At 40.7% G+C, this 25,951-nt stretch carries 25 protein-coding genes; 18 read left to right on the top strand and 7 right to left on the bottom strand.

The genetic code is table 11. The features are described from left to right. Positions 1-3: 3 nt before the first annotated feature. From glmU to ABWK04_06675, 5 genes are read right to left on the bottom strand one after another with little or no spacing between them, the layout of a single operon-like run. The gene (gene glmU / locus ABWK04_06695) at positions 4-1,389 is read right to left on the bottom strand and encodes a bifunctional UDP-N-acetylglucosamine diphosphorylase/glucosamine-1-phosphate N-acetyltransferase GlmU (GenBank protein ID MEZ0361561.1); all 1,386 of its coding nucleotides are present in this window, start codon (positions 1,387-1,389) and stop codon (positions 4-6) included. Beyond that, complete coding sequence (gene lpxA / locus ABWK04_06690; protein MEZ0361560.1) at positions 1,386-2,180, bottom strand: acyl-ACP--UDP-N-acetylglucosamine O-acyltransferase; 795 nt, start codon at positions 2,178-2,180, stop codon at positions 1,386-1,388. The genes glmU and lpxA overlap by 4 nt, the downstream gene beginning before the upstream one ends. Further along, positions 2,173-2,853: a CinA family protein gene (locus tag ABWK04_06685; protein MEZ0361559.1), complete on the bottom strand. Its 681-nt coding sequence runs from the start codon at positions 2,851-2,853 to the stop codon at positions 2,173-2,175. The genes lpxA and ABWK04_06685 overlap by 8 nt, the downstream gene beginning before the upstream one ends. Beyond that, a complete protein-coding gene (locus tag ABWK04_06680; protein MEZ0361558.1) occupies positions 2,850-4,433 on the bottom strand; it encodes a dehydrogenase in 1,584 nt (527 codons plus the stop codon). The genes ABWK04_06685 and ABWK04_06680 overlap by 4 nt, the downstream gene beginning before the upstream one ends. A gap of 1 nt (position 4,434) precedes the next feature. After that, positions 4,435-5,490 (bottom strand): DegT/DnrJ/EryC1/StrS family aminotransferase, encoded by a 1,056-nt coding sequence (locus ABWK04_06675; protein ID MEZ0361557.1) that lies wholly within the window; start codon positions 5,488-5,490, stop codon positions 4,435-4,437. Positions 5,491-5,530: 40 nt separating this feature from the next. On the opposite strand from ABWK04_06675, the gene ABWK04_06670 reads away from it, so the two are divergent. From ABWK04_06670 to ABWK04_06635, 8 genes are read left to right on the top strand one after another with little or no spacing between them, the layout of a single operon-like run. Continuing rightward, positions 5,531-6,106 carry a tRNA threonylcarbamoyladenosine biosynthesis protein TsaB gene (locus ABWK04_06670; GenBank protein ID MEZ0361556.1) on the top strand — a complete coding sequence of 192 codons (576 nt, stop codon included), beginning with the start codon at positions 5,531-5,533 and terminating at the stop codon, positions 6,104-6,106. A gap of 6 nt (positions 6,107-6,112) precedes the next feature. Further along, positions 6,113-8,329, top strand: a complete 2,217-nt coding sequence (locus tag ABWK04_06665) for a PBP1A family penicillin-binding protein (protein ID MEZ0361555.1) — start codon at positions 6,113-6,115, stop codon at positions 8,327-8,329. A 10-nt stretch (positions 8,330-8,339) separates the two neighbouring features. Next, entirely contained in the window at positions 8,340-9,197 is an 858-nt protein-coding gene (locus tag ABWK04_06660; GenBank protein MEZ0361554.1) for a hypothetical protein, read from the top strand. 9 nt (positions 9,198-9,206) lie between these two features. Continuing rightward, positions 9,207-9,797, top strand: a complete 591-nt coding sequence (locus ABWK04_06655; GenBank protein MEZ0361553.1) for a sulfurtransferase TusA family protein — start codon at positions 9,207-9,209, stop codon at positions 9,795-9,797. Then, positions 9,797-10,606 (top strand): indole-3-glycerol phosphate synthase TrpC, encoded by an 810-nt coding sequence (trpC, locus tag ABWK04_06650; protein MEZ0361552.1) that lies wholly within the window; start codon positions 9,797-9,799, stop codon positions 10,604-10,606. Before ABWK04_06655 ends, trpC begins: the two co-directional genes overlap by 1 nt. Continuing rightward, a complete protein-coding gene (locus ABWK04_06645) occupies positions 10,587-10,922 on the top strand; it encodes a hypothetical protein (GenBank protein ID MEZ0361551.1) in 336 nt (111 codons plus the stop codon). The genes trpC and ABWK04_06645 overlap by 20 nt, the downstream gene beginning before the upstream one ends. A 12-nt stretch (positions 10,923-10,934) precedes the next feature. After that, on the top strand, positions 10,935-12,131 hold the full coding sequence (locus ABWK04_06640) for a phosphoglycerate kinase (protein ID MEZ0361550.1): 1,197 nt from the start codon (positions 10,935-10,937) through the stop codon (positions 12,129-12,131). Between the two features lies 1 nt (position 12,132). Continuing rightward, positions 12,133-12,660 carry a gamma carbonic anhydrase family protein gene (locus ABWK04_06635; GenBank protein MEZ0361549.1) on the top strand — a complete coding sequence of 176 codons (528 nt, stop codon included), beginning with the start codon at positions 12,133-12,135 and terminating at the stop codon, positions 12,658-12,660. Here the strand turns inward: ABWK04_06635 and ABWK04_06630 are convergent. Next, complete coding sequence (locus tag ABWK04_06630) at positions 12,631-13,470, bottom strand: DMT family transporter (GenBank protein MEZ0361548.1); 840 nt, start codon at positions 13,468-13,470, stop codon at positions 12,631-12,633. The two genes, ABWK04_06635 and ABWK04_06630, sit on opposite strands and share 30 nt — an antisense overlap. Before the next feature lie 19 nt (positions 13,471-13,489). On the opposite strand from ABWK04_06630, the gene ABWK04_06625 reads away from it, so the two are divergent. From ABWK04_06625 to ABWK04_06600, 6 genes are read left to right on the top strand one after another with little or no spacing between them, the layout of a single operon-like run. Beyond that, positions 13,490-14,611: an alanine--glyoxylate aminotransferase family protein gene (locus ABWK04_06625; protein MEZ0361547.1), complete on the top strand. Its 1,122-nt coding sequence runs from the start codon at positions 13,490-13,492 to the stop codon at positions 14,609-14,611. Next, positions 14,605-15,240 carry a phosphoserine phosphatase PspA gene (pspA, locus tag ABWK04_06620; protein MEZ0361546.1) on the top strand — a complete coding sequence of 212 codons (636 nt, stop codon included), beginning with the start codon at positions 14,605-14,607 and terminating at the stop codon, positions 15,238-15,240. Before ABWK04_06625 ends, pspA begins: the two co-directional genes overlap by 7 nt. After that, positions 15,215-17,755 carry a tetratricopeptide repeat protein gene (locus tag ABWK04_06615; GenBank protein ID MEZ0361545.1) on the top strand — a complete coding sequence of 847 codons (2,541 nt, stop codon included), beginning with the start codon at positions 15,215-15,217 and terminating at the stop codon, positions 17,753-17,755. Before pspA ends, ABWK04_06615 begins: the two co-directional genes overlap by 26 nt. 1 nt (position 17,756) lies before the next feature. Beyond that, complete coding sequence (locus ABWK04_06610; protein ID MEZ0361544.1) at positions 17,757-18,371, top strand: MotA/TolQ/ExbB proton channel family protein; 615 nt, start codon at positions 17,757-17,759, stop codon at positions 18,369-18,371. Beyond that, positions 18,368-18,760 carry a biopolymer transporter ExbD gene (locus ABWK04_06605; protein MEZ0361543.1) on the top strand — a complete coding sequence of 131 codons (393 nt, stop codon included), beginning with the start codon at positions 18,368-18,370 and terminating at the stop codon, positions 18,758-18,760. Before ABWK04_06610 ends, ABWK04_06605 begins: the two co-directional genes overlap by 4 nt. Before the next feature lie 59 nt (positions 18,761-18,819). Further along, positions 18,820-19,482, top strand: a complete 663-nt coding sequence (locus ABWK04_06600; GenBank protein ID MEZ0361542.1) for a YdcF family protein — start codon at positions 18,820-18,822, stop codon at positions 19,480-19,482. Here the strand turns inward: ABWK04_06600 and ilvD are convergent. Next, complete coding sequence (gene ilvD / locus ABWK04_06595) at positions 19,457-21,124, bottom strand: dihydroxy-acid dehydratase (protein MEZ0361541.1); 1,668 nt, start codon at positions 21,122-21,124, stop codon at positions 19,457-19,459. The two genes, ABWK04_06600 and ilvD, sit on opposite strands and share 26 nt — an antisense overlap. A 180-nt stretch (positions 21,125-21,304) precedes the next feature. On the opposite strand from ilvD, the gene ABWK04_06590 reads away from it, so the two are divergent. The 4 genes from ABWK04_06590 to ABWK04_06575 all read left to right on the top strand — a co-directional run. Then, positions 21,305-22,174, top strand: a complete 870-nt coding sequence (locus ABWK04_06590; GenBank protein MEZ0361540.1) for a F0F1 ATP synthase subunit gamma — start codon at positions 21,305-21,307, stop codon at positions 22,172-22,174. Then, a complete protein-coding gene (locus ABWK04_06585) occupies positions 22,174-22,473 on the top strand; it encodes a nucleotidyltransferase family protein (protein MEZ0361539.1) in 300 nt (99 codons plus the stop codon). The genes ABWK04_06590 and ABWK04_06585 overlap by 1 nt, the downstream gene beginning before the upstream one ends. Further along, positions 22,470-22,826, top strand: a complete 357-nt coding sequence (locus tag ABWK04_06580; GenBank protein MEZ0361538.1) for a DUF86 domain-containing protein — start codon at positions 22,470-22,472, stop codon at positions 22,824-22,826. Before ABWK04_06585 ends, ABWK04_06580 begins: the two co-directional genes overlap by 4 nt. A 148-nt stretch (positions 22,827-22,974) precedes the next feature. Next, positions 22,975-25,951 (top strand): site-specific DNA-methyltransferase (locus ABWK04_06575; GenBank protein MEZ0361537.1); only part of this gene is annotated, 2,977 nt, incomplete at its 3' end.

Below are 25,951 nucleotides of genomic sequence, written 5' to 3'. Positions count from 1 at the left end.
CTATTATTTTAGCTTCTCTCTCCCTTTACCTTTTAGTAATCTCAGCTGAGGTCTTGCGATGGCGAGATCTCCATCTGGCACATCCTTAGTTACTACAGAGCCTCCCGCAATGTAGGAAAAGTCACCTATTTTGAGTGGAGCTACAAGTAAGGAGTTACTACCTATAAAGGCACCACTTCCCACGTGCGCCTCGTACTTTTTCTTTCCGTCAAAATTGGCAAAGACCACACCTGCACCTATGTTCGTACCATCACCTATATGGGCATCTCCTATGTACGCAAGGTGCTTTGCTTTCACATCCTTACCTATAGCGGACTTTTTCACTTCCACAAAGTTTCCTATCTCACTTTTTTCACCTATTACGCACTCGTTTCTCAAATGCGCGAAAGGTCCTATGCGAGCATCGTCCATAATTCTTGAGTCTTTAATTATAGAGTAGGGTTCTAACACTACACCACTTCCGAGTGTAGAGTTTATCACTACACACCCCCTTCCTATGACGCAACCCCTACCTATCTTCGTCTTGCCCGACAGTGTCACATCAGAATATATCTCCACATCACCTTCTAAAACCACATCTGGATCTATCCATATACTCTCGGGTTGATGTAAGGTATTTCCTTTCTCAGCCCAATATTGAAGGATTCTCAGTCTTACAACATTTTCTGCTATAGCAAGGTCCCATCTTGTATTTACTCCCATTATCTCCGATGCATCCTCAGCCATAAAAGTTCTCGTCTTGTATCCTCTCTGGTACATGATCTTAAAAACATCCGTCAAATAAAGCTCGCCTGTCTTTTCGCTCGGCTTTATATGGAATATACACTCTATAAGGTGTGGTGCATAAAAAATGTACACACCTCCGTTTACCTCATTTACCTTTTTCTCTTCAAAGCTCGCCTCTTTCTCTTCGGTTATCTTTATAACATTGCCTTCGCTGTCTTTAATAACCCTGCCGTAGCCAGTGGGATCCGGGAGAAAACCAGTGAGAACTACAGCACTCAGCGTAACATTTTCGTACTCTTTAACCATATGGATGAACCTTTCCATATTTTTGAGGGTTTGGGACTTTATCAGAGGAGTGTCGGCGTTAATCACAAGGAGGTATCCATCGTAGGATCTCCACATGTCAGCGGAAGCTATAAGCGCGTCAGCTGTACCTCCTTTCGGGTTACTCTGATAGTAAAAGCTGACAGCTTCACTTTCTATGGCTTTTTTTACCTCTTGTGCCATATGACCTACTACTATGGCTATGTTCTCTGCAGAGCTGTTTTTTACAGCCTGTAGGACATACCAGATCATAGGTTTGCCTAAGATGGTATGAAGTACCTTGTTTTTTTCGCTTCTGAATCTACTTCCCACTCCTGCTGAAAGTATGACCGCCTTCATCCTTTACCTCCTGCATCTCTTGCAACTCCTCTCCTGCTTGTCCTTATAAATTCTACAAGATTCTTAATCTCTTCATACTGTCCAAAATCTTTTAAAAGAAGTTCCGTGGCTTCTTTTCTTAACATACCGCTCCTAAAGACTATCTTGTATGCTCTCTTTAAAGCGTTTACCACTTCCTTTTTAAAACCTCTCCTCTCCAAGCCTATGGTATTTATCCCATAAAGGAGTGCGTGCTGTCCGGAGGCTCTGGTATAAGGTGGGATATCTAAAGAAACCCCTGAAAGCCCGCCTACCATGGCGTAAGCCCCTACCCTTGCCCATTGATGTACTGCGGATAGTCCACCTATAAAAGCATACTCACCTACTTCAACATGACCCCCTAAGGTAGCACAGTTTGCCATAATAACCCCTTTTTTTACAATGCAGTCGTGTGCTACATGCGCATACGCCATGAGCATCACATCATCTTCCACGACAGTTCTCATGATGCCTATGGCTGTTCCCCTATGTATGGTCACATACTCTCTTATTATGACACGATTGCCTATTAATACCTCACTCTCTTCACCTGCATACCTAAGATGCTGAGGCTCTTCGCCTATCACAGCACCATCGTATATCCTGCATCCTTCCCCTATGGTTACCCTACCTTTTATGCTCACTCTGCTTCCTATCTTTGTGCCTTTGCCTACGATCACATCACCTGAGATTAGGCTGTAAGCTCCTACTTCCACATCCTCATCCAACTGAACATTTCCCGTTATCAAAGCGGTAGGGTGTATCTTACTCATCGGTACGCCTCTTTGATAGGTATTTTCTTAGCATGTCAAGGGCTATTTGGGTGGAGAGAAATCTATTTGCGTTTCTACTTTTTTTCAGATGATGCCTTTGTACTATAACTTCACTATCAGTTCCTAAACCTACAAAAGTGAGACCTACCGGCTTTTTGGGTGTACCTCCATCCGGACCGGCTATACCCGTAATAGCCAAAGCTATATCCGCATCTGTCTCCTCAAGCACACCAACGCACATAGCCCTGCAGACCTCTTCGGAGACAGCTCCAAATTCTTTCAAGAGGTTCTCCTTTATACTCAAAAGCTTGGTCTTAAGCTCATTGGCATAAACTACAAAACCTCCCAAAAAGACATCGGAACTCCCCGGTACATTTACGAGCCTTGCTGACAAAAGTCCACCCGAACAACTTTCAGCAACGGCAAGCTTGAGTCCATCCTTTTTTAGCATTCGGATAACTACTTCTTCCATCTCCACCAAGCTGTCCGCATAAACAAACTCCCCTATATCTTCCTGTGCTTTTATTTTCTCCTGCTCCACCTCAAAGTATAGATCAGCCCCTCCGAGCCATTTTTTGTGTCTGTAGTGTCTGAGCTTCTCTTCAGGAAGCCCAAAAGTTCTCAGAATGTAAAGAGGATTTCTCTTTTTCTTTATGCACACGCTCACTATCATTCCAGAACCTCAAATCTGTAATAAGGTTGTTTGAGAAACCTTCCCACACTCACTCCAGGGTCAAAAGGTTGGTACTCCTCATAAGAAGAGGATATAAAAATTACGTGTTCGGCTACATTAGGTGTAACGTTCAGTCTAAACTCACAACCATTTATGGGTAAGCTACCTTTCAATCCTAACTCTTTTGCGGTTTTTTCGTTTATATATGCCACCTGATACTTCTCCATATCGTGTGTCCAAGTATGCCAATGCCCTAATTCCTCCACAAGCCCACTATCCGTATAGATATATATGCCATTTTTGAAAGCTTCATCTTCGTAAGATAAGGGAAGATTCTCCACGGTGGGAAGCTTTAAATCCTGTATACCCTCCCTTTTTAGCTCTTCGTAATCCACACCATAACTTTTGAGAAACTCTCCCACATTCACATCCACCTTGAAAACTTCGGAGAGAAACTCGTAGGGATTTACGTAACCATCTCTACTTAAAGTTTTGGGGCTGTATGTTAAAAAGCCAAAGCCGTGTCTGTAGTTTATAAAATCCCTTTCTGTAAAGTTTTGGGTAGGTAAAACAAGATGGGCGTAATGAGCTGTAAGGTTTGGAAAGAGCGTAAAATGAAGAACGAACTTATTTTTTAGCTTCTCAAGATGATCATCTTTTAAGAATCTCAGGGCGTTTCCAAAAACCACGAGGCTATCAAACTCATCAAGTGCATCGCACAACTCTTTTATACCTTTTGATGGGAAGGGCATAATGTCACCTACAAGGGCATAATCTATCCTAAACTTGGTTCTCGCTTCCTTTAAAAATTTCAGAATCTTATTTTTGAAAGGTGAAGCAATCATACAGGAACCTATAAGCACAAGGGAAGGTTTTATAAGTTGTAAATTCCTCTTCAGCGAGCGAGCGTGTGGATCATTTGACTCAACATCAAGTGTTCCCTCAAGTAAATGCACTATATCATAAGGTGACAGAAGATGAGATTCTTTTGCTTTTGCACAAACTGTACCGAACTTTGAAGACATAACGTACAGGTAAGACCCCTTTTCTACAGCGTCCACTATCCACCTTGTGGACATAACTTCAGAAAATACGGGATCAGCTTCAATAGATAATATGAACCTTCTATCTTTCCAATCCTGAGGTCTCAAACTTGAAGCTCTAAAAGGCACATAAGGAGCATCGCTAAAGACAAGATCCGTTATTTTACTCGCAAGTATATACTCTTCCAGTCCGGCTGACCTGTCAAGCAGGAAGGCTAACCTTTTTCCAGTTAGCTTTTCTTTTGCTACAATCAGAGCCTCCTCAATGGGTATCTCTCTGTAACTCTCACCCTCTTTTAGATAAGCTCCCTTTAGCCGTAGTGGATTTGTGTCTAAAGCTTGTATATAAGTTATACCCTTCGTACATAGGCTTCCCACTCCGTTAGGATCAGCGGGATGCCCGTAAAGATCTACAATACGGCCCCTCTTGGTATAGAGTATGTATCCACAGGAACATCCGCATCCTGCACATAGCCCGCAACTCTGTTTGTCAAAACTCTTGACCGTCAGCGGTACATTTGTAGGACTCAAACGCATATCAAATCCTTTCAGCAACGGTTTCAACTGCTGATAGCACGCTCTGTATTATGTAACTTACTTCCTCATCCGTCAAGTAAGGATGTACGGGTATAGAAAAAACTTCATTTTTGAACAAGGAAGCCTTCTCAAGTGGGAGACTTTCCACATTTCGTATCTCATTAAGTAGGTAAGTATAATAAACTCTCGCATCTATACCCCTTTCTTTAAGATGCTTTATTATTCTGTCTCTTTCGTGATGTCTGAGGGTATAAAGGTGATACACATGATGAGCACCATCTCTCTCCGCAGGCGTGATTAAAGAGGTGTTAAAGTGCTGTGTGTATTTTTGAGCTATCTTCCTTCTTCTTTCGTTTCTCTCCTCAAGGTGCTTGAGTTGTATGTGTCCTATTGCCGCCTGAAACTCGGTTATCCTTACATTGAAGGCGGGATGATCTCCAAAATCTATCCACTTTTTTACCTCCTTTGCCAGTTTTTCATCATTCGTAGCTATAATTCCACCCTCCCCCATAGGGACGTTTTTTGATGCATAAAAGCTAAAAGCCGAAAGCTGTCCCCACGCTCCCGCCTTTTTACCTTTAAAACTTGCTCCGTGAGCCTGTGCGGCATCTTCAAGAACGATAAGACCATGCTTTTCAGAAAGATACATAATATCCTGCATATTGGCTGTTTGCCCGTAAAGATGCACTGGAATGACTGCAACAGGTTTATATCTCTTTATCGCATCCTCAAGTTGAGAAATGTCCATAGTATAATAATCATCCACGTCCACGACAACCGGAATACCACCAGCCAGAAGTACAGCATCCACCGTTGCCATAAAGCTCATGGCGGGTATAACAACCCTTTTACCTTCAATCCCCATAGCCTTTAAAGCTATAAAGAGGGCAACCGTGCCTGAACATACGCTGAAAGCATATTTAACGCTTAGGTATCGTGCAAAATCTTCTTCAAACTTTCTTGTCCATTCACCTCTCGTTATCTGCCTGCTCTCAAGTATACTGATAAGTGCGCTTTTCTCCTCTTCTGAAAACTTAGGCTCAATTATCCTGATCATCTGTCTTATTATAAGGCAAAACCAATTAAAATATTGTACGATGCGTATATTTTCCCTTGATACATCCTTCTCTTTCCTGAACTTTTCCGTTATAGAGGATGGAAAGCTAACTTTCCTGTGTTATTTAGACAACTCAAAGAAGACCCTTGAAAATCTACCTAAGGTGCTTTCTGACTATTATATAAAGCCTCAAGATTACCATGCTTACGCTGTTTCCATAGGTGTAGGATACATCACTTCCGTTCGCATAGGTATAACCTTTATAAAGAGCTGGGCTTACCTCTTTAAAAAACCTGTGGTCGGATACGAAAACCTATACATAATGGCGCGCTATACACAGGTAAGCTTTCCCAAAGTGCCTTGCCTAAAGGTAAGTAATACTATCTTTTATAGGGTAATCAAAGAAGATACAATGTCTCGGATAAAAGTGGGAGAATACACAACTGAAGGAAACGTGATAAGTCTGAAGGCACACAATGTAAAAGGTAGCACTGTAATTCTTGAATTTTTCCCTTTTTCAGCTTATGGTGGGCTTTACGCTTATGAAAAGCTCTCTTCAGGCTTTTCAGGTGACGATCCTCTCTTTTTAGAACCCATCTATGTGGTAAAAGAATGAAGTATAATGTATTTAGTGCGCAGGTTTTTGATTTTCTTTCTTGGTGCTTTATTTTTAATTTCCGCCTTCGTGGTCTTTGCCCTTTTTATCTTATCTACTGATCTTCCCTCGGTTGATAAACTCAAGGATTGGAAACCACCTGAAGCGACACTTATATACGACTACAAAGGAAGAATCTTCGGTGATGTGGCGGTTCAAAGACGGTATTACGTACCTCTCAAGGATATACCCCTTTACGTTAGGGAAGCCTTCATATCAGCAGAGGACAGAAACTTTTACAGGCATTTTGGTATAGATCCTACCGCTGTGCTTAGGGCTTTGATAGCAAACATAAAGGAAAGAGAGATAGCACAGGGAGCGTCCACCATAACCCAACAGCTCGCAAGAAATCTCTTTTTAACGCCCGAGAGGAGTTTTAAAAGAAAGATAAAAGAGATGCTCCTCGCTATTAAGATTGAGAGGACCTTCAGTAAAGATAAGATACTTGAGATGTACCTGAATTACATATACCTCGGGCAAGGTGCGTACGGTGTTGAAGCCGCTTCAAGGATCTATTTTGGCAAGCACGTAAAAGATCTTACTTTGGATGAGGCTGCGTTGCTTGCTGGACTTCCCAAAGCTCCTACCAAGTACAACCCATTCAGAAATCCAGAAAAGGTGAAAGAGAGGAGAAATTACGTACTTCAGAGGATGTATGAAGATGGGTATATAACGCGAGATGAACTCATACGATACTCCTCCATGCCTGTGAAGGTAAAGCTTGAAAACAGGTATTATGGTATGGATTACTTTCTCGATTACGTAAAAGATTACTTAGTTGAAAAATATGGGGAGGCTGTGTTAGCAGGTGGTTACAAGGTATACACTACCATAGATAGGGATCTCCAAATGCAAGCGAGGGAAGCTGTCAAGAGAGGTGTCATGAGGGTAGCAAAAGCTAACGGTATACCCTTTTTACCCGACGATCCTTACGAAGTGCAGAAAAAATACGAAGAGCAGAAAGTGGATCTAAAGCCATGGAAAATATACATAGGCAAGGTTTCACAAGTAGACAGCAACGAACTCAAAGTTACGGTTAAAGATTACGAGTTTAGTGTGCCGAGAAATCAGCTGCCTGTAGAAAAGGGGGATTACGTGCTTGTGAGATTTGTGAAAAAGGGGAAGAAAGGGGAGATAGGAGCTGAGGTATTGCCAGATCTTGAAGGGGCGCTTGTGTCCATAGATGCAAAAACTGGAGCTATAAGAGCTATGGTAGGTGGATACTCTTATTTGAGAAGTTCATATAACAGAGCCGTCTATGCCAAGCGTCAGCCGGGTTCTGCCATAAAACCTATAATATACCTTGCAGCGCTTATGAAAGGTTATACGCAAGCTTCCACCATAGACGCCACACCCAAAAGCTTCTTTGATCCTTCAAAAGGAAGGGAGTGGACACCTAAGAATTATGAAGGGGAGGAGTATGGGATGGTAACTTTGCGTACAGCTTTAGCAAAGAGCATAAACACAGCAACAGTCAATCTTCTATCTGAGATAGGCTTTGATATGCCTATTGAGGTAGGAAGAAGCCTCGGTATTGATCTAAAACCATACTACTCTATGGCTCTTGGTAGTATAGAGGTCACACCCCTTGAACTCACCTCTGCATACCAAGCTTTCGCTGACTTAGGTATGAAATGTCAACCTTACTTTATAGAAAAGATAATCTCTCCAGACGGTAGAGTTATAGAGAGCAATCAACCCAAATGTGAGCAGGTTTTACCTCCTCAGGAAGTCAGAGTACTTGTGGATATGCTGAGAGCTGTTGTACTTGAAGGAACTGCAGCTTCAGCCAGCTCCTTCGGTAGGATAGTTGCAGGAAAAACTGGAACGACCAACGATTACATGGATGCGTGGTTCATTGGCTTTTCACCTTACATAGTGACGGGTGTATGGGTAGGATACGACATAAAAAGGAGTATGGGAAAAGGTATGGCTGGAGCGAGGGTAGCTCTTCCTATATGGTTGGACTTTATGTCCGTTGCGGCTTTCATGTATCCTAATGAAGATTTCCCAGTTCCCGAAGGGGTTGTACTGGTTAACTGCCCTACACCTATGTTTTTCGTTGATGGCACACAAGGAGTATGCTCCGGACAGCAGAATCAGGAGAATGAGCTTAAAGGTATAGTGGATCCAAATATACTTAAGAAGCTTGAGGAAGAGCCTAAAATAAAGGAAATACCGTAAAATATTACCTGTGCTGAGGGATTTAAACTTAATACTCCTCACCGTTAGGCTATTGATCGCGTCCGTGTTTTTTGGGATAGCTTTTAAAAAGCCAGTGGAGCAAAGAGCTTTGCTTGTGGTTCTCACCACATTTTACATAAGCCTCTCATTGGTATCGTACTTATATCCTACGAAGATAAGGAATGTGAAGAGATTTATTGACTTACTTATACTTCCTTTTCTTGTTTTTAGCGCAGGTGATTCAAAAGTGGCACTTTCCCTTTTTATTCCATCTATCTTTTACGCAAACAGGGATACAGCGATCTCTCTGGTCCTTTTCTGGGTAGGAGTATTCCTGTTTTTTTACACTGGTGGTATGCAGGTTGTGATTTACTTACCTCTACTTCTTGCCTTCTTTCTTGCTTCTCTTTCACCCGATCTCATAGACAGCATAAGAAAAGAGAGACACTATCTGAAGAAGCTGAGGACATCTTACAGGGAACTTTCCAAAGACCTATCAAGGTTTGAGAAAGAAAGTAGGGAAAAAGAGTACCTCTCCTTTATACTTGAAAGGGCTATAGAGGATAAATCTCCCGAAGATTACCTTCTACACATAAAGGAGAAGTTTTCCCTCAGAAGAATTGCCATAATACCTAAAGGAGAGCCTGCGAGCAAAGAAGCTATCATAGATAAGGAAAATAAGGCTTTCTACGTTCCAGTCTTCTTTGAGAAGGGTTGTGCTTATGTGGTTTTTTACTTTAACACCCTTTTTGAGCTTTACGACAAGGAGCTTACAAGTACACTTGAAAAGTCCGCTAAGTTGCTAAATTTATATATTGTTGGCTTTGATGACAATGTTAAAAAAGATAGCGTTAGGCTTGCGGTGTGAGGTGATAGGATGAGTACGGTACAGGAAAAACAGGATTCAAAAGTTCTTGATCTATCAGGACTTATGTGTCCTCTACCTGTTGTGATGACTTCAGAACATGTCAAAAGGCTTAGTGAAGGACAAATATTAAGGGTCATATCTACAGATCCCGGTTTTGAACTGGATATAAGAAATTGGTGCGTCCAAACGGGGAACGAACTTTTAGGTATAAAAAGAGAAGGAGACAAGATCGTTGCGGAAATAAGAAAGAGATCTTCTGCGGTTGAACCCTCCCTCTTATACTGGATAAAGTTCCATGCTTTAGGTGTCAAGCTTCATTTGAGACACATCTTTATGGAACTCAACCCCTTTACAAAAAAGCCTGATCACTTTATAACCTTTAGCGCTATATCCGAAGGCACAAGGGCTGAGGAATTTCTGAAAGGAAAGGCTAAGCTCATACCTATACCTGATGAGATAGATCCAAGATGCGGTGTAGTTCTTGCAGTTGTAGGTTATGAAAGGGCAAAAAGTATATACGAAGAGCTTTTAAAGAAAGGGTTCGGTGTTGAAGCCATATATAAGAGGGAAGGAAAGTCTTACAGGAGAGTCTACCCTTAATGGGACTGCTCAAAGACATTATAGAACGCAAAAAGGAGGAAGTAAAAAAGACGAAGGAAAATTTAAGAGAGCTTTCCATAAGTATAAAAAGGGGGAGCTGTATAAAGCTTGAAGATGCGCTCAGGGGTGAGGGTACCAAGATCATAGCCGAGGTTAAAAAAGCCTCACCTTCGGAGGGTAAAATAAAAAAGGTTTCTGTTACCAATCAGGTTAAGATTTACGAACGTGCAGGTGCTAAAGCCATATCCGTTTTGACGGACAGCACTTACTTTGACGGCTCTCTTGAGGATCTTCATCAGGCAAGGCAGGTGGTAAACCTACCTATTCTTAGAAAGGACTTCATAATAGATCCGGTACAGATAGAGGAAGCTAAAGCTTTCGGTGCTGATGCCGTTCTTCTAATAGTTCGCATACTTGAGTTCCCTCTTCTAAAAGATCTTATAGAATACTCTTACGAGCTTTCTATAAGTCCCCTCGTTGAAGTTTTCAATCTTGAAGAAGCCCAAATAGCCATAAAGGCGGGCGCAAGGATCGTAGGCATAAACAACAGGGATCTTGACACCTTGGTAGTTGATAGGAATGTCTCTAAGAGACTCGCTCCGGAAATAAAGAGTATGGGTGCGGAATACGTTGTAGCTGAAAGTGGTATAAGCGAAAGAATACATATACTTGAGCTTGAGAGCGTAGGTGTAGATGCCTTTCTTGTCGGAACAGCTCTCATGAAGAGTCAGGATCCCGAAAAAAAACTCAGAGAACTTTTGGGTTATAATGCTAAGGAGGAGGTATTTCATGAAGAACATCCCTCTTGATGTCCAGCTCTTAGAAGAAGTTTCAAATCTTGAGTACTTCATTGTCAAAAGCCCTGTAAATTCGCAGGACTTTTGGAAGGAGTGGCAAGAGAAGTTTTCAAGAGCGTATATGTCAAGGATAGCTATCAAAAAACTGCTCAAAGCCAAAAAACTCCCTTATGACGAGTTAAGTAAGTACAAAGCTCAAATAACCCTTTACGAAGATGTACTTTACTATCTTGAAACCTTGAAAAATATAGCCATGAGTATAAGGGGGATATTTATGTCTGACCAAAACGTAGAGCTTGACGACGAAGATATAGATCTTGACCTTTGAGCGAGGTCTGAAATGGCTCTAAGAAAGAAAAGATTGAAGGATATAAACGTTACTGGCAAAAGAGTGCTTGTGAGGGTTGATTTTAATGTGCCTATAGATGAGCAGGGGAACATTGAAGATGACACGAGGATAAGATCCTCTCTCCCTACAATTGAGTACCTCCTGGATGCAAAGGCTAAGGTTATTCTCATGTCACATCTTGGAAGACCCAAAGGAAGAGATCCAAAGTACAGCCTATTACCCGTTGCCAAAAGGCTCTCAAGGTACATAAACAAAGACGTAATAATGGCTGATGATTGTGTAGGTCAAAGTGTGAAGGCTCTTGTAGATAGTATGAAAGAGGGAGATGTGTTGCTACTTGAGAACCTGAGGTTTCATAAAGGAGAGGAAGAAAATGACGAAAATTTTGCCAAAGATCTTGCGAGTCTCGGTGATGTTTATGTAAGCGATGCCTTCGGCACTTGTCATAGGAAGCATGCCTCCGTATATACATTACCCAAATTGTTAAAGCCTGCTGTCATGGGTTTTCTCCTTGAGAAGGAGATCTCTTACTTTGAAAAGGCTATGGTTAACCCTCAAAGACCTGTAGTTGCCCTTTTGGGAGGTGTAAAAGTCTCTTCCAAAATAGGAATAATAAAGAACTTACTCAAAAGAGTTGACAAGATATTTGTAGGAGGGGCAATGGCTTTCACTTTCATAAAGGCTATGGGTTACGATGTGGGAAATTCCTTTGTAGAAGATAGCTATATAGAAACCGCAAGGGACATAATGGAAGTTGCCAGAAAGTTGAATGTCAAGTTTTACCTTCCCGTTGACTTTGTGCTTGGTAGAGAAATTTCCAATAATACGCCTACAAGGTTAGTACCTTGGCAAGAAATACCTCAAGGATGGATGGGACTTGACATAGGACCTGTTTCCGTAGCACTCCTTAAAGAGATAATCTCGGATGCACAAACCATTATATGGAACGGACCAATGGGTGCCTTTGAGTTTGACAGATTTGAGGACGGCACCTACGAAACAGCCAAAATGCTGGCAAACTCCTCGGCACTCACCATAGCGGGAGGTGGAGACACGGATCATGCCATACATAGAGCAGGAGTTTACAATGCCATAGATTTTGTCTCCACAGGAGGTGGAGCTTTCCTTGAACTGCTTGAGGGAAACACCTTACCATGCATAGAAGTACTTGACAACTCAGAGGAGTAGCATGGCTCTAATAAAACCCTATAAAGGAATTTTCCCCAATATACATCCCACCGTTTACTTATCCGAAAATGCTGTCATTATAGGTGATGTGTTTATAGACGAAGACTCAAGTGTATGGTACGGAACGGTTATCAGGGGAGATGTAAACTACATAAGGATAGGTAAAAGAACCAACATTCAGGACAATTGTGTGGTGCATGTCACTCACCACACCCACCCTACTCTAATAGGTGACGATGTTACTGTAGGGCATAGAGCTGTTTTGCACGGATGTATTCTCAAAAACCGTATACTTGTAGGTATGGGAGCTGTAGTGATGGATGGCGTAGAAGTGGAAGATTACGTTCTAATAGGTGCTGGCGCTTTATTAACTCCGGGCAAAAAGATACCTTCTGGTGTACTTGTTGCTGGTGTGCCTGCCAAGATCATCAGGGACTTAAAACTTGAGGAGATAAAACTCATAGAGGAGTCTTCAAAGAACTATGTAGCCTACAAAAATTCATACATGGAGGCTGATGCTCAAAAGTAGAGAACCAAGTAGCATAAGCATAGCACCGGGCAGTAAGTATCTTAACGATTCGCCAAAAAATACCTTTCCGTAAAGTATGCTGAGCAATAGGGAGATCCTCTCAACAGATGCCACGTAAGATGCAGGAGCGTAAAGCAAGGCTAAGTTGTAAAGCACGGATCCTAAAGCAAAGAGGATGCCGAGTACGATGATCCTTTTATCTGCATAATTCTCTTTTTTGAGTATGTGTTTAGGACTTACAAAAATGAGTGTAGAAAAGGACATACAGAAGGCATAGTACCAGCTGAAGAAGAAGGGATTGCTGTTTATCACTACCATTTTTCCCAGAACCACATTAAAACCAAAGAGAAGTGTGGAAATTAGCATGTAAATGGTGCCTATGTGCTTTTTAAAAAACTCCTTAGGTGAAAAGCCTGTCAAAAATAGCATACCGATCACCATAAGACAAATGCCCACAAAACCCCAGAGGTTTGGTGCTTCTCTGAGAAGTAAAAAACCGAAAAGGGCAGAAAATATAGGCATAAAGGAGTAAAAGGACATGGCAACAGACAGGGGTGCATACTTCAGGGCTTTTACAAAAAAGACTCCTCCAAGAACCTCCACGGGAAGCCAAAGGAAAGTACTCAAAAGAATGAAAGGTCTCAGATCCCAAAAAATTATACCTGCAGGCAAAAGAAAAAGGGAAGATACGGGAAATCTTACCCAAAGCACAAAGTACTCATCAAAACCTTTGTGTATAAACCTTTTTGTGAAAAGATCGTTGGTAGCCCAGAAAAAGGAAGATAAGAAGGCAAGCAACAAACCTAACATTGGGATAAAATAGTTTAACATGTATAACGAAAGGCTTTTTACGCCGGGTCCTGTTGAGATTCCGGATAGAGTAAGGGAGGTTCTTGGCAGGCAGATTATCCATCACAGAACGGAGGAATTTAGGCGTATCTTTTTGGAAGTTAGAGAACTTTTAAAGAGACTCCTTGACGATCCATCGGAAAACTTTGTGTTTTTTTCCTCCTCAGGCACAGGTGCCATGGAAGCTGCTATACTGAACTTTTTTGTGGAGGGAGATAAAGTTTTAGTGATCAACGGTGGAAAGTTCGGTGAGAGATGGCTCTTACTCGCCAGACACTGGGGACTCGATGTTTTAGAGTACTCAGTTGAGTGGGGCAAGTCTGCAGATCCACAAAAGGTTGAGGAAACACTAAAAAGGTATCCTGAATGTAAAGGTGTCCTTCTTCAGATATCGGAGACATCAACAGGAAGCTACCATCCCGTAGAGGATATAGCACAAATATGTAAAAATACGGAAACCCTTTTAGTAGCTGATGCAATAACCGCTCTTGGAGTATACAATCTCAAACCCTCTATAGGTATTGACGTACTAATTGGTGGTTCTCAAAAGGCTCTCATGTTACCTCCAGGGCTTTCCCTCCTTTGGTTCTCCGATAAAGCAAGAGGCAGATTAAAAGATAGGGCATTTTACTTTAGCGTAAAGAAGGAGCTTGGCAAACAACAGGAAGGACAAACAGCATGGACACCAGCGATAAACCTCATCGTAGCCTTAAGGGAATCCCTATCTGTGATATTAGAAGAAGGTATGGACACAATAGAAAAGAAATACAGAGCCATCTCTGAAGGAACAAGGAAGGCAATAAATAGTCTTGGACTTGATGTATTTCCGGAGAAGCCTGCCATATGTGTAACTGCGGTAAGAACACAAGACGCAGAAAGGATAAGGAAGGAGCTTTTAAGACACGGTATAAGGGTCGCAGGAGGGCAGGATCAGTTAAAGGGAAAGATCTTCAGGATCTCGCATATGGGTGTAAGTGACAAAGACGGGCTTATGTTTATAGGCATGCTGGAAGTCGTCCTAAGGAAGCTTGGCTATTCTCCTCAGCTGGGTGCTGGGATATCTGAGTATTCGGAAACTCTCATACGGGAAGGATTATGGTAAAGCTCATACTGGTGCGCCACGCAGAAAGTGAGTGGAACCCCATAGGTAGATATCAGGGGCTCCTTGATCCTGAACTTTCCCAGAGGGGGAAAAGGCAGAGTAAACTCCTTGCGGAGGAACTCTCAAAGGAGCATATAGATGTTATTTATTCCTCACCACTCAAAAGAACTTACATGACAGCTTTTGAGATAGCAAAATTAAAGGGACTTGACGTGATAAAAGACGATAGAATAATAGAGATAGATCACGGTGTGTGGTCGGGCATGTTAGTAGAGGAAGTTATGGAAAAATATTCGGAAGACTTCAGGAGATGGATAGAAGAACCTCACACAGTAGAGTTTCCAAGCGGAGAAAGTCTAATATCGGTCTATGGTAGAGTAAAGGATTTTCTCAATCACTTAAGGGAAAGGCATTGGGGGCAGACGGTAGTTGCAGTTTCACATACAGTACCTATGCGCGCTATGTACTGCGCTTTACTTGGTACAGATCTATCAAAGTTTTGGAGTTTTGGATGTGACAACGCAAGTTACTCCATAGTTCACATGGAAGAGAGAAGGAACGTCATACTTAAACTCAATATAACATGCCACTTGGGAGAGCTTTATGTGGAAGCTCATAAAGCCATTTAGCTTATTTTTGTGTGCGCTTTTTCTTCTTTCTGCGGATATAAAGAAGGAGTTTGACGTTAGCGTAGAACTCATAGGTAAGTCTACGGAAGAAAAACCAAAGATGCTACCACCAGAAGAATTACAGGCTCCTGAGGAAAGACCCCTGGACTTAAGCTCTCAACTCTTAGAACCCCCAAATGAGTTTGAGTATGCGCAGATAAATCCCTTTAAGGAGGAAAGCGGTATAAGTTGCGGTGAGCCTAAAGATCTTGTATCTTACAAACTGGGAGTTGATTACTACCTTCAAGGTAAGTATGACTTTTCGGAGGAAGAACTGAAAAAGGTTATAGCCATGCCTTCTCCCTTCAAGCCTATGGCTGAGTATGTTTTGGGTACGATATATGTAAAAGAAGGCAAGGAACAAAAGGCGCTTGACCTTTTTAAATCTTCCTGTGGTTTTTCCCACATGTATCAAAAGGCGAGCTGTGAATCTTACTACGCTCTGAGTTTAAAACTAACCGGTAAGATCCCTGAAAACTCCGATCCCATGTGGGGAGCTGTGGCAAACATAAAATCTGGGAAACTCTCAAAACCTTCATGCAATGGTGCCGTCTTCAAAGAATACTGCCAGTATGTCCTTAGCTTTTATGAAGGGAAGAAGGGGGAAAGCTACAGGGACAGCCTTAACCTGAGGAGAGCCATAGTGCTGTATCAGGAGGGGAAAATACCACAAGCTGAGGAAGTGTTCAGAGATTACTCAAAACCTTCAAAACCATACAGAGATATAGCTCTTTACTATCTTGGTATTATTGAAGCCAAAAGAGGTGATGAGAAAAACGCCTTAGCCCACGCGAGCATTCTTGAAACTATAAACCCAAAACTCTCGGAAAACCTTTATGCTTTTGTATCTGCCAAAAATGTCATACTTTCCAGGCTTACTTACTCCATAACAGGAGATAAACGTTTCCTGGATAGGGCTGGTATAATAGCTTACAACTCAGGAGATTACAGATTAGCTGTCTATAACTTTTTAGAGTCAGGAAACACCTTGTACGCGGTATACTCTTATGTGAAGTTAGGAGAATATTCTAAGGCATACGACCTTTTAAGGAATGTAAGCAGAAAGGGTAAGGAGGAGTATACGTGGTATCTTGAATCGGCTTACTGGTCGGATAGAAGCTTAGAACCTATACTTGAAGAGGTAAGAAACAGATATCCTGACCTATACAGGGAATATACAGGCTGGTTTTACTTTAAGAAAGGTGACTGGATAAACGCAGTCAAATATCTTGAGGACCCTTATTACAAAGCTTTAGCTTACTTTAACATGAAGAATTACAAAGAAGTGCTTAAGATCCTTGAAAAAAGAAATTCGGAAAGGGAAAGAATACTCAAAGCAAAGTCCGCCTTATTTTTGGGAGATACTCAACTGGCAAGAAGTTTCTTGACGGGAAAGACGGATGAAGAACTCTACCTTCTAGGACTTTCTTACTTTTTAGAAGGGGACTACGAGACATCAGCCCGTTACTTTAAGTCCATTTCGGAAAACAGCCCAATCAAGCCTAAGGCTCTCTTAAAACTCGGAGATGCGCTCTATAACGAAGGCAAGGCAGATCTTGCAAAAACATATTACTACGATCTTCTGACTAAATACCCAAACTCCGAGTATGCAAGATATGCCACACTATCCCTTATAGGCATGGGTGACAAAGAAATAGGAGATACGCAGATGGAAAGGCTTTTGGAAGATTACCTGAAAAAGTATCCTCAATCTTCCATGTCTAACGACCTTAAGTATCAGCTTGCTCAAATATACATAAAGAATGGGGAAGAGGATAAGGCAAAAAACATACTTCTTGAGCTTATGGACACGCCACTTAAGTACAAGGCTATACTGAAGTTGGCTCAGTTAGAGAAAGATCCCGGAAAGAAAGCGGTACTTCTTTATAAGGTTTACAAGGAAGGAAATGAAGAGGAAAGGAGACAAGCCAGGGATGATCTTGTGAAGTTTTATACGGAAGTGGGCGATAAGAAAAGTCTCGCCGATCTGCTCGCTGAAGGTGAGGATGGTGACAAGGTAAAGGCTATAGGCATATACATCTCTATGGGTGATGATGCTGACGCCCAAAAGGTAGCAAAAGATCTTATGAGTAAAGGATACAGAGATCAAGAATTTGAAGGCTACCTTTTAGATCTCTATAAGCTGTCAAAGGATAGGACTTACCTTGATTACCTAAAGCAGAGTAAAGACGAAAGCATACGATCCCAGGCTCTCTACCTTTCCGCTCTTGATTATCTTAAAGAGGGTGAGAAGAAAAAGGCTCTTGAGGACCTCGTTGACATAACTGTAAACTACAAGAACTCACCGCTTTACAATAAGGCTATAATAGAAGGCGCAAAGATACTCATTGAGTTAAGGGCGAGACATGATGCGTCATGCCTTTTGGATAAGGCTGACCTTAATACAGCATCTCAGGAAGATGTTGCTGTGATAAACTCTCTTAAGAAAGGATTACCTAAGTGTGAGGTGAGGTAAGATGGATATGCTCTTTAGTCTTTTACAGAAGGGAGGATTTGCAGTTTACGTGCTTCTCTTTCTATCTTTGGTTTCATGGGCTTTGATAATTGAAAGGCTTGTGAATTTAAGATCAGGTAGCATCCTCTCTAAGTCAGTTAAGGATGTGAGATCGCTTCTTGCAGGTGGCGATATAGAAGGTGCTTTAAAACTTCTCTCCTTAGATAACTCTCCAGCAGGTGGCATACTCTACCGCATGCTTGAAGAGTACAAAAGTGGTAAGGTAGACAGGAGGACACTGCTTACGGATCTAAGCTTTGAAGTTTCTCTTCTCGTTCCCAAAGTGGAAAAAAACCTCGCCCTACTTTCCACCATAGCGAGCGTCTCACCTCTCATAGGTCTATTCGGAACTATAACGGGTTTGATAAAGGTCTTTTCAGCCTTTGCAGTAGCTCAGACTGAACAGGGAGTAGCCCTACTTTCCGCAGGTATAAGTGAAGCGTTGGTATCTGCAGCTACGGGGCTTGCTGTCGCCATTCCTGCCCTATTGGCTTACTGGCTATTCAGGATACTCGGTAACAGCATACTTGACAGGGTTGAAGCGGAACTCTCTGAGGCTTTGAGGGTTTTAAAATGAGAAGGAGAAGATTGGGTTACGATGAGAGAGCTTACATAGATGTGGTGCCTCTCGTTGATACTCTTCTGGCAGTATTCCTCTTTTTAGCCATACTTGCCTTTCAATCACCCATGACCTTTCTCGCAGTTAAACTACCCTTTGCTCAAGAAGGAGAAAAGAAGGTACTTTCGGTTATGAGGATCCAGGTGTTAAAAGATGGTTCATATATGTATGAAGGAAAGAGCGTAAGCCTTGAGGATTTGGATAAAGAAATGCAAACTAAAAAGCCAAATTCACTCGTCATAGAAGCTGATGAAGATACCTTGCACAAGTATGTGGTAGCTCTTATGGATATAGCAAAAAAAGATAAGGTGCAGGACGTAGTTATAGCGACAAGAACAAGAAGGTGATGTTCCTTCTAAAGAAAGCTCTGTCATTTCTGTTACTACCTCCTGGTATTATCGTTTTGATGCTTCTGGTCATAAGCTTCCTTGAAAGAAAGAAAAGATCAACTTACTATATCTCGGTAACTTCCGCGCTATTTTTATATATGCTTTCTATAGAACCGGTCAAAGATGCTTTACTTACACCCTTAGAGAGTAAATATCCTGTCCCTGAAAAGTTTCAGGCTGACGCCATTGTTGTTCTGGGTGGAGGCTCTTACAATACCGGTATACTCAAGGAGGACTCCATGAAAAGGCTTCTGACTGCTCTCATAATTCACAAAAAAACCGGACTTCCCATAATACTTTCGGGTGGAGCTGAAAATTTCCCTGACGCAGAGATAATGAAGTCTCTACTTTTACAGCTCGGTGTTGATAAAAGAGATATAATAACGGAAGTACGTAGTAGGGATACTGAGGAAAACGCCCTTTATGTACAAAAAATATGTCAGCAGAAGAATTACAATAGGATACTTCTCGTGACTTCAGCTTATCACCTTCCCAGAGCTGTTTACTCTTTTAAAAAAATGGGAATGGATGTGATACCGTATCCTACGGATTTCAAAAGGGACCTAAGATACAACCTCTACAGTTTCTTACCAAAGATAAGTGTGTTGAATGATTCTGTAAAAGCCATAAGAGAGTATTTTGGTATTTTGGCTCTCAAGCTTCCAGTACAGCTCCCTTAGATGCGGACGTTACAAACTTCACGTACCTCCTAAGCCATGAACTTCTTATCTCCTTCTGCTTGGGTTTGAAGTTTTCCAATCTTCTTTTTAACTCCACATCACTTATCAAAAGCTCAAGCTTTCTGTTTGGTATATCTATGAGTATCTCGTCACCATCCTGCACAACACCTATTGGTCCTTTACTCGCAGCTTCTGGAGCTACATGTCCTACACACGCACCTCTCGTACCTCCAGAGAATCTCCCATCAGTTATTAGAGCTACCTTATCTCCAAGCCCCATACCCATTATAGCTGAGGTAGGTGAGAGCATCTCCCTCATACCTGGTCCACCTTTTGGACCTTCGTATCTTATGACTACAACATGTCCCGGCTTTACCCTTCCGCCCAATATGCCGTCTATAGCTTCCTCTTCGGAATCAAAGCACACAGCCTTCCCTTTAAAGGTAAGCATCCTGGGGTCAACGCCCGCAGTTTTTACCACAGAGCCTTCTGGAGCAAGATTACCAAAAAGTATAGCTATACCACCCTCCCTTGAGTAAGGCTCTTCCACTCTCTTTATAACACTTCCGTCAGCATCAGGAGCTTCTTGAGCTATTTCCTTCAAGGTTTTTAGGCTTACCGTTAATGCATCGGGATTGGGAAGATAACCTCCCCTTATGAGTTCCTTTACAAGTGCAGACACACCGCCAACATTGTCCAGATCCTGTATGTGATACTCGGAGGATGGAGATATCTTACAGATGTTTGGAGTTTTTTTGGATATCTCGTTTATTCTTGAGAGGGGGTAATCTAAACCTGCTTCTCTGGCTATAGCGAGCAGATGTAGTATGGTATTAGAAGATCCTCCCATAGCTATATCCACTGCAAAGGCATTATCAAAGGTAGAAAGAGTAAGGAGATCTCGCGGTCTTACGTTTTTCCTCAAAAGCTCCATTATCTGTCTTGCAGCTTTTCTTGCAAGGATCTCTCTTCTTGGATCTACAGCAGGTATGGTGCCGTTTCCCGGAAGTGCAAGTCCAAGAACTTCCGTTATACAGTTCATAGAGTTAGCTGTAAAAAGCCCCGAACAGCTACCACATGTGGGACAAGCGTGTTCTTCTATAACCTTCAACTGTCTTTCGTCAATCTTTCCCGCTCTTAGCTGTCCTATGCCTTCAAAGACGCTTATGAGATCCACCTTCTTACCATTTACCTCACCCGCCAGCATTGGACCACCACTTATGAATATGGTGGGAATATTTAGCCGTGCTGTAGCCATGAGCATGCCCGGGACTATCTTGTCACAGTTTGGGATGCATATGAGCGCATCAAGCTGATGAGCTTCTACAACAGTCTCTATGGAATCGGCTATAAGCTCACGCGAAGGTAAAGAATAGTGCATGCCGTAATGCCCCATAGCTATACCATCATCCACACCTATGACATTAAATTCTATGGGTACTCCGCCTGCCTTCCGTACCTCATCCTTTATGGGCTTTACAAACTCCCTCAAATGCACATGACCGGGAATAATATCTATATAAGAATTAGCTATACCTATAAGGGGCTTGTCAAAATCCTCATCAGAAAAACCGCAAGCTCTCAGCAAAGCTCTGTGAGGTGATCTCTCTATACCCTTTTTAACCTTGTCGCTTCTCCACATAGTACTTAACATTATAGGTTTTTTCCTGGCACTTTCAACTTCAGAAAGGGGACGCCAGGAGGCGTCCAGAGGGCTGAGGTGATGGGAGGTGCTGAGGTAGGGGCTTTATATTAAAGTATCAACCAAAGCTTAATGATGGATTAACACACACGATCTTAAAGTATGTTATAATTTCTTTCTATGCCTAAGCTATCACCGAGAGACATAAGGAGGAAGATACAGGGTATAAAAAATACCAGAAGAATAACAAACGCCATGAAGGTGGTCTCAGCTGCAAAGCTCAGGCGCGCTCAAGAGCTTCTTTATGCCTCAAGACCCTACTCAGAAAGGCTGTATGATGTCTTGAGGGATCTTTCTGCACATATAGATGCACAAACTCATCCCTTGCTTGAGAGGAGACAGGAAAAGAATTGTGATATTATTTTAGTAACAGCCGATAGGGGACTTGCCGGAGCCTTCAACTCAAATGTTATAAAGAAAGCTGAAGAGCTAATAGCTGAAAAAGTATCCGCAGATACAGGTGTCAGCCTCATACTCATAGGTAGAAAGGGTTACCAGTACTTTTCTAAAAGAGGCTATAGGATCATCAAAGGCTACGATGAGGTGTTCAGAAAGGAGATAAACTTTTCCATAGTAAAAGAGGTAGGACAAACCGTCAGGGAAAGATATACAAACAAAGAGACGGATGCTGTGTACCTTATAAATAATGAGATGGTCACCAGAGTGAACTACAAACCAGTAGTGCGTACCTTCCTACCCTTTGAAAAACCAAAGGACGGGGGAGAAAGTTATGGTGTTTACGAATTTGAGGTTGAAAAGGAAGAATTTGTAAACAAACTTATAGACCTTTACCTGAATTATCAAATATACAGATCTATGGTGGAATCCAACGCCTCAGAACACTTTGCCCGTATGGTGGCTATGGACAATGCCACAAGGAATGCGGATGAGCTTGTAAAGACATGGACTCTAATATTCAACAAAGCCCGTCAGGAGGCTATCACTTCCGAGCTTATAGATATAGTGAATGCGGTGGAAGCTATGAAGTGATGGATATAAAAACCCTTGAGGAGCTAAAAAACAAGCTTATTGAACTTAAACCTTATCTTAGGGAAAAATACAAAGTCAAAGAGATAGGGATTTTTGGCTCTTATGTACGAGGAGAGCATAAGAAAGGAAGCGACCTTGATATACTTGTAGAGTTTGAAGAGACACCAGATTTGTTTACTTACATTGAGATTGAAAGTTTTCTTTCAAAAAAACTTAAGGTAAGGGTTGACCTCGTAATGAAGTCAGCACTTAAACCATACATGGGCAGAAGGATTTTAAAAGAAGTGGTATATATATGAGAGAAATTAGGGATTATTTGATGGATATAAAGGATGAGTGTGAATATTTAATGAGTAGAACAAGGGGCTTGAATTATGAAAAATTCATTGCAAATGAAGAACTAAAAAGGGCTTTTGTAAGAAGTTTAGAGGTTATCGGAGAGGCATCAAAACATATTCCAAAAGAGATTAGAAAGAAATACAGTGAAATTCCATGGAGAAGTGTTATTGGAATTAGGAATAAAATGATTCGTGAGTATTTCGGTGTTGATTATGCGGTTGTATGGAAAACAATAAAGGAAAGAGTTCCTGAACTGTATGAAGTAATAAAGAGGATTATTGAAGAGATAAACGAGGCGGAACGTCAGGTATAGGGTCAGAACTGTTAAATGTTAAAATTTTTATTTTTTATTATGGATATGGAGTCCCCTAAGGGCTGGCTCTGGGTTAATGTAAGTTTTTGCTCACTTTTTAACTCTTTGACAGGGAATATGCTAAGATTTTATTCAGGAGGAGGAACTCATGGAAGCTGTGGAAAGATTTCAAGGCTTACTTAAAAAACTCTTTCAGTTTGAAGCATCTGACCTTGATTTTGGAATTTATCGCATTATGAACTACAAGAGAAAACAGGTTGAAGATTTTATTAACGAAGGCATCAGGAAGGAAATTGAAAATGCTTTTGCTAAGCATAAGGAAAGGCTATCACAAGACATAGATGAAGAGTTAAAAAAAGTAAGAGAGAAAATTGTTAAATACTTTGGGAGCCATGCTTTTACGCCCACTGGAGACCTTATAGAAAAATATAAAGATTCATCACTTGGTGAAGAATTTATTAATTTAAAAGAACAAAAAGAGATGCTGGATAAGATTAGAGAAATAGAATTGCAAGTATATAATGACCTTTACAATTTCTTTTCCCGGTATTACGAAGAAGGAGATTTTATTCCTCAATACAGGTATTCTATACGCAAACATAAATATGCTATTCCTTACAATGGTGAAGAGGTTAAACTTTACTGGGCAAATGCTGACCAGTATTATACGAAAACAGGAATTCTTTTTAGGGATTATACTTTTAAAGTTGGTGATTACAATATTATTTTTCGCATAGTTGAAGCTAAGGAAGAGCTTAATTCAAACAAGGCTACAAAACAAAGATTTTTTGTGCTTGACGATGAACCTTTGGAATTTCAAAGCAAGACTTTAGTAATTAAATTTCAATACAGAGAATTAACTTCTGATGAAATGGAAAAGTATAAAGATGAGAAACAAAAGAACAAAGCTCAGCAGGATACAGAAGATAATGAAACATATATTACAGAAAATGGAGATGAAAATCAAAGGCAAAGGAATGCGGAGCGCGTAAAACAGGAGAATATTAATGAGAAAATTTACGAAAGGGTCTTGGAAAAGATAAAAACCAAGGACAGTGTATTATACAAGCTCTTGATTGAAAATATTAAAAACGAAAAACCTATTCTTCTCTACCATATTCTTAGATTTACAGCAAAGAATACAAAGGACTATTTTATACATAAAAATCTTAAAAATTTTCTTTTTGAGCAGTTAGACTACTATATAAAATCTGAAGTTTTGAACATTCAAACATTAGAGCAGGAGAAATTTTTAGATAAGCATATAACAAGGGCAAAGGTGGTGCGGGAAATTGGAGAAAAGATTATTGACTTTCTTTCTCAAATTGAAGATTTTCAAAAGAGGCTATGGGAGAAGAAAAAGTTTGTAGTAAGAACCGAGTATGTTATTACAACCGATAGAGTGCCAGAAGAATTTTACGATGAAATATTTAACAATGAAAATCAGAAGCAAGAATGGATAGAGTTAGGGTTTGATATACCAAAGACAAGGGAAGAGCTAAAGGCTAAAAAGCTTCCTGTTGATACAAAACATTTTTCATCAGAGTTTAAGGAAAAACTTTTGGAAAAGCTTACAAGGGATAAGGATTTAGATGACCTTTTGGATGGTTTGCTAATAAAAAGCGAAAACTGGCAGGGGTTGAATACTATTTTGCCAAAGTTTAAGGAGAAAGTGCAGACAATTTATATTGACCCACCATTTAATAAGGAGCAGGATGCGGATTATCTTTATTCTGTGAAGTATAAAGACTCCACTTGGATTACTATGCTGGAAAATAGGCTAAGCTTAGCAAGAGAGTTTCTTAAAGATACAGGAAGTATTTTTGTCAGGTGTGATTACAATGGCAATATGTATGTAAGGCTTTTGATGAATGAGATTTTTGGGGAGGAGAATTTTAGGAATGAGATCATTATTGGAAGAACGAAAACCGCTCCTTATATCGGGACTTCACCTGAAAAAGCTGGCGTGAGTTTTAAAAGTCTAATGGTAGTCTATGACAATTTGTATTTATATTCGAAAAGTGAAAAATTCTTTAATAAATTTTCTGAAGGGATTATAGAAGAACAAAGAGAAGCTTATTGGAAAGATTTTAAGACATTTTTTGATAGAGACTATAATAGATACGAGCTATTAGGTTTAATCCCGGAAAAAGGATGTAGTTGGATGTGGCGTAGAGAAGAAGCGGAAAAGGCTGTTAAAAATTATGAGGAATTTTTAAAGATTACAAGCAAGGAAAATATAACCATTGAAGAATACTGGGAAAAGACAGGTAGGAAGTTGAATTTCATAAAAAAAGAAGGGAATACTTTAAAATACTGGGTGGCACCGATAAAGAGAGTTTCACACAACAATTGGTCTGAACTGGAGGGTTATGGTAGAGGATGGCATTTCCCTACCGAAAACTCCGAAATTCTCCTAAAACGTGTCATAGAATCCACATCAAACGAAGGTGATTTAGTAATGGACTTCTTTTTAGGTTCTGGCACTACTACAGCGGTAGCACACAAGCTTAGAAGAAAATGGATAGGTATAGAAATGGGAGAGCATTTTTACAGTGTAGTTTTACCACGAATGAAAAGAGTTTTAGCTTATGATAAATCTGGTATATCAAAAGAAAAAGATGTAAAGGAAAAGTATAATGAAAAGACAGCAGGGGGCTTTTTTAAATACCAAACACTTGAACAGTATGAAGACACCTTAGATAACATTGAGCTAAAGGAGAAAAAAGGGATAGAAAGCTTATTCAAAAATAAGGATGAATACCTTTTGAAATACTTCCTTGATATTGAAACAAGAGAAAGTCCTTATCTTTTAAACATTGAAATGCTAAAAAATCCTTTTCAGTATAAGTTAAAAATAAACCCTTCTGAGGTTGGAGAGCCAAAGGAAATGGTGGTTGATATTCCAGAAACTTTCAATTATATCTTAGGTCTAAAGGTGAAAAAGATAAAGGTAAGGGAAAATAATGAAAGGAAGTATATGTTTATTCTTGGAGAAAAAGAAGGAAGAGATATTGCTGTTGTTTGGAGAGAATACGATGATAGTTGGAAAGAAGAAGATTTTAAAAGCGATAAAGAGTTTATAACAAAAGAAATAGAGGTTTGGAACCCAAATATAGTTTATG

The organism is Hydrogenobacter sp. (genome assembly GCA_041287335.1).
GTDB lineage: Bacteria > Aquificota > Aquificia > Aquificales > Aquificaceae > Hydrogenobacter.
This window is presented reverse-complemented; position numbering and strand designations above follow the sequence as displayed.

Coding starts and splice junctions, on each gene's coding strand:
- glmU (MEZ0361561.1), bottom strand. CDS start 1,389: ATGAAGGCGGTCATACTTTCAGCAGGAGTGGGAAGTAGATTCAGAAGC.
- lpxA (MEZ0361560.1), bottom strand. CDS start 2,180: ATGAGTAAGATACACCCTACCGCTTTGATAACGGGAAATGTTCAGTTG.
- ABWK04_06685 (MEZ0361559.1), bottom strand. CDS start 2,853: ATGATAGTGAGCGTGTGCATAAAGAAAAAGAGAAATCCTCTTTACATT.
- ABWK04_06680 (MEZ0361558.1), bottom strand. CDS start 4,433: ATGCGTTTGAGTCCTACAAATGTACCGCTGACGGTCAAGAGTTTTGAC.
- ABWK04_06675 (MEZ0361557.1), bottom strand. CDS start 5,490: ATGATCAGGATAATTGAGCCTAAGTTTTCAGAAGAGGAGAAAAGCGCA.
- ABWK04_06670 (MEZ0361556.1), top strand. CDS start 5,531: ATGCGTATATTTTCCCTTGATACATCCTTCTCTTTCCTGAACTTTTCC.
- ABWK04_06665 (MEZ0361555.1), top strand. CDS start 6,113: ATGTATTTAGTGCGCAGGTTTTTGATTTTCTTTCTTGGTGCTTTATTT.
- ABWK04_06655 (MEZ0361553.1), top strand. CDS start 9,207: ATGAGTACGGTACAGGAAAAACAGGATTCAAAAGTTCTTGATCTATCA.
- trpC (MEZ0361552.1), top strand. CDS start 9,797: ATGGGACTGCTCAAAGACATTATAGAACGCAAAAAGGAGGAAGTAAAA.
- ABWK04_06645 (MEZ0361551.1), top strand. CDS start 10,587: ATGAAGAACATCCCTCTTGATGTCCAGCTCTTAGAAGAAGTTTCAAAT.
- ABWK04_06640 (MEZ0361550.1), top strand. CDS start 10,935: ATGGCTCTAAGAAAGAAAAGATTGAAGGATATAAACGTTACTGGCAAA.
- ABWK04_06635 (MEZ0361549.1), top strand. CDS start 12,133: ATGGCTCTAATAAAACCCTATAAAGGAATTTTCCCCAATATACATCCC.
- ABWK04_06630 (MEZ0361548.1), bottom strand. CDS start 13,470: ATGTTAGGTTTGTTGCTTGCCTTCTTATCTTCCTTTTTCTGGGCTACC.
- ABWK04_06625 (MEZ0361547.1), top strand. CDS start 13,490: ATGTATAACGAAAGGCTTTTTACGCCGGGTCCTGTTGAGATTCCGGAT.
- pspA (MEZ0361546.1), top strand. CDS start 14,605: ATGGTAAAGCTCATACTGGTGCGCCACGCAGAAAGTGAGTGGAACCCC.
- ABWK04_06615 (MEZ0361545.1), top strand. CDS start 15,215: ATGTGGAAGCTCATAAAGCCATTTAGCTTATTTTTGTGTGCGCTTTTT.
- ABWK04_06610 (MEZ0361544.1), top strand. CDS start 17,757: ATGGATATGCTCTTTAGTCTTTTACAGAAGGGAGGATTTGCAGTTTAC.
- ABWK04_06605 (MEZ0361543.1), top strand. CDS start 18,368: ATGAGAAGGAGAAGATTGGGTTACGATGAGAGAGCTTACATAGATGTG.
- ABWK04_06600 (MEZ0361542.1), top strand. CDS start 18,820: ATGCTTCTGGTCATAAGCTTCCTTGAAAGAAAGAAAAGATCAACTTAC.
- ilvD (MEZ0361541.1), bottom strand. CDS start 21,124: ATGTGGAGAAGCGACAAGGTTAAAAAGGGTATAGAGAGATCACCTCAC.
- ABWK04_06590 (MEZ0361540.1), top strand. CDS start 21,305: ATGCCTAAGCTATCACCGAGAGACATAAGGAGGAAGATACAGGGTATA.
- ABWK04_06585 (MEZ0361539.1), top strand. CDS start 22,174: ATGGATATAAAAACCCTTGAGGAGCTAAAAAACAAGCTTATTGAACTT.
- ABWK04_06580 (MEZ0361538.1), top strand. CDS start 22,470: ATGAGAGAAATTAGGGATTATTTGATGGATATAAAGGATGAGTGTGAA.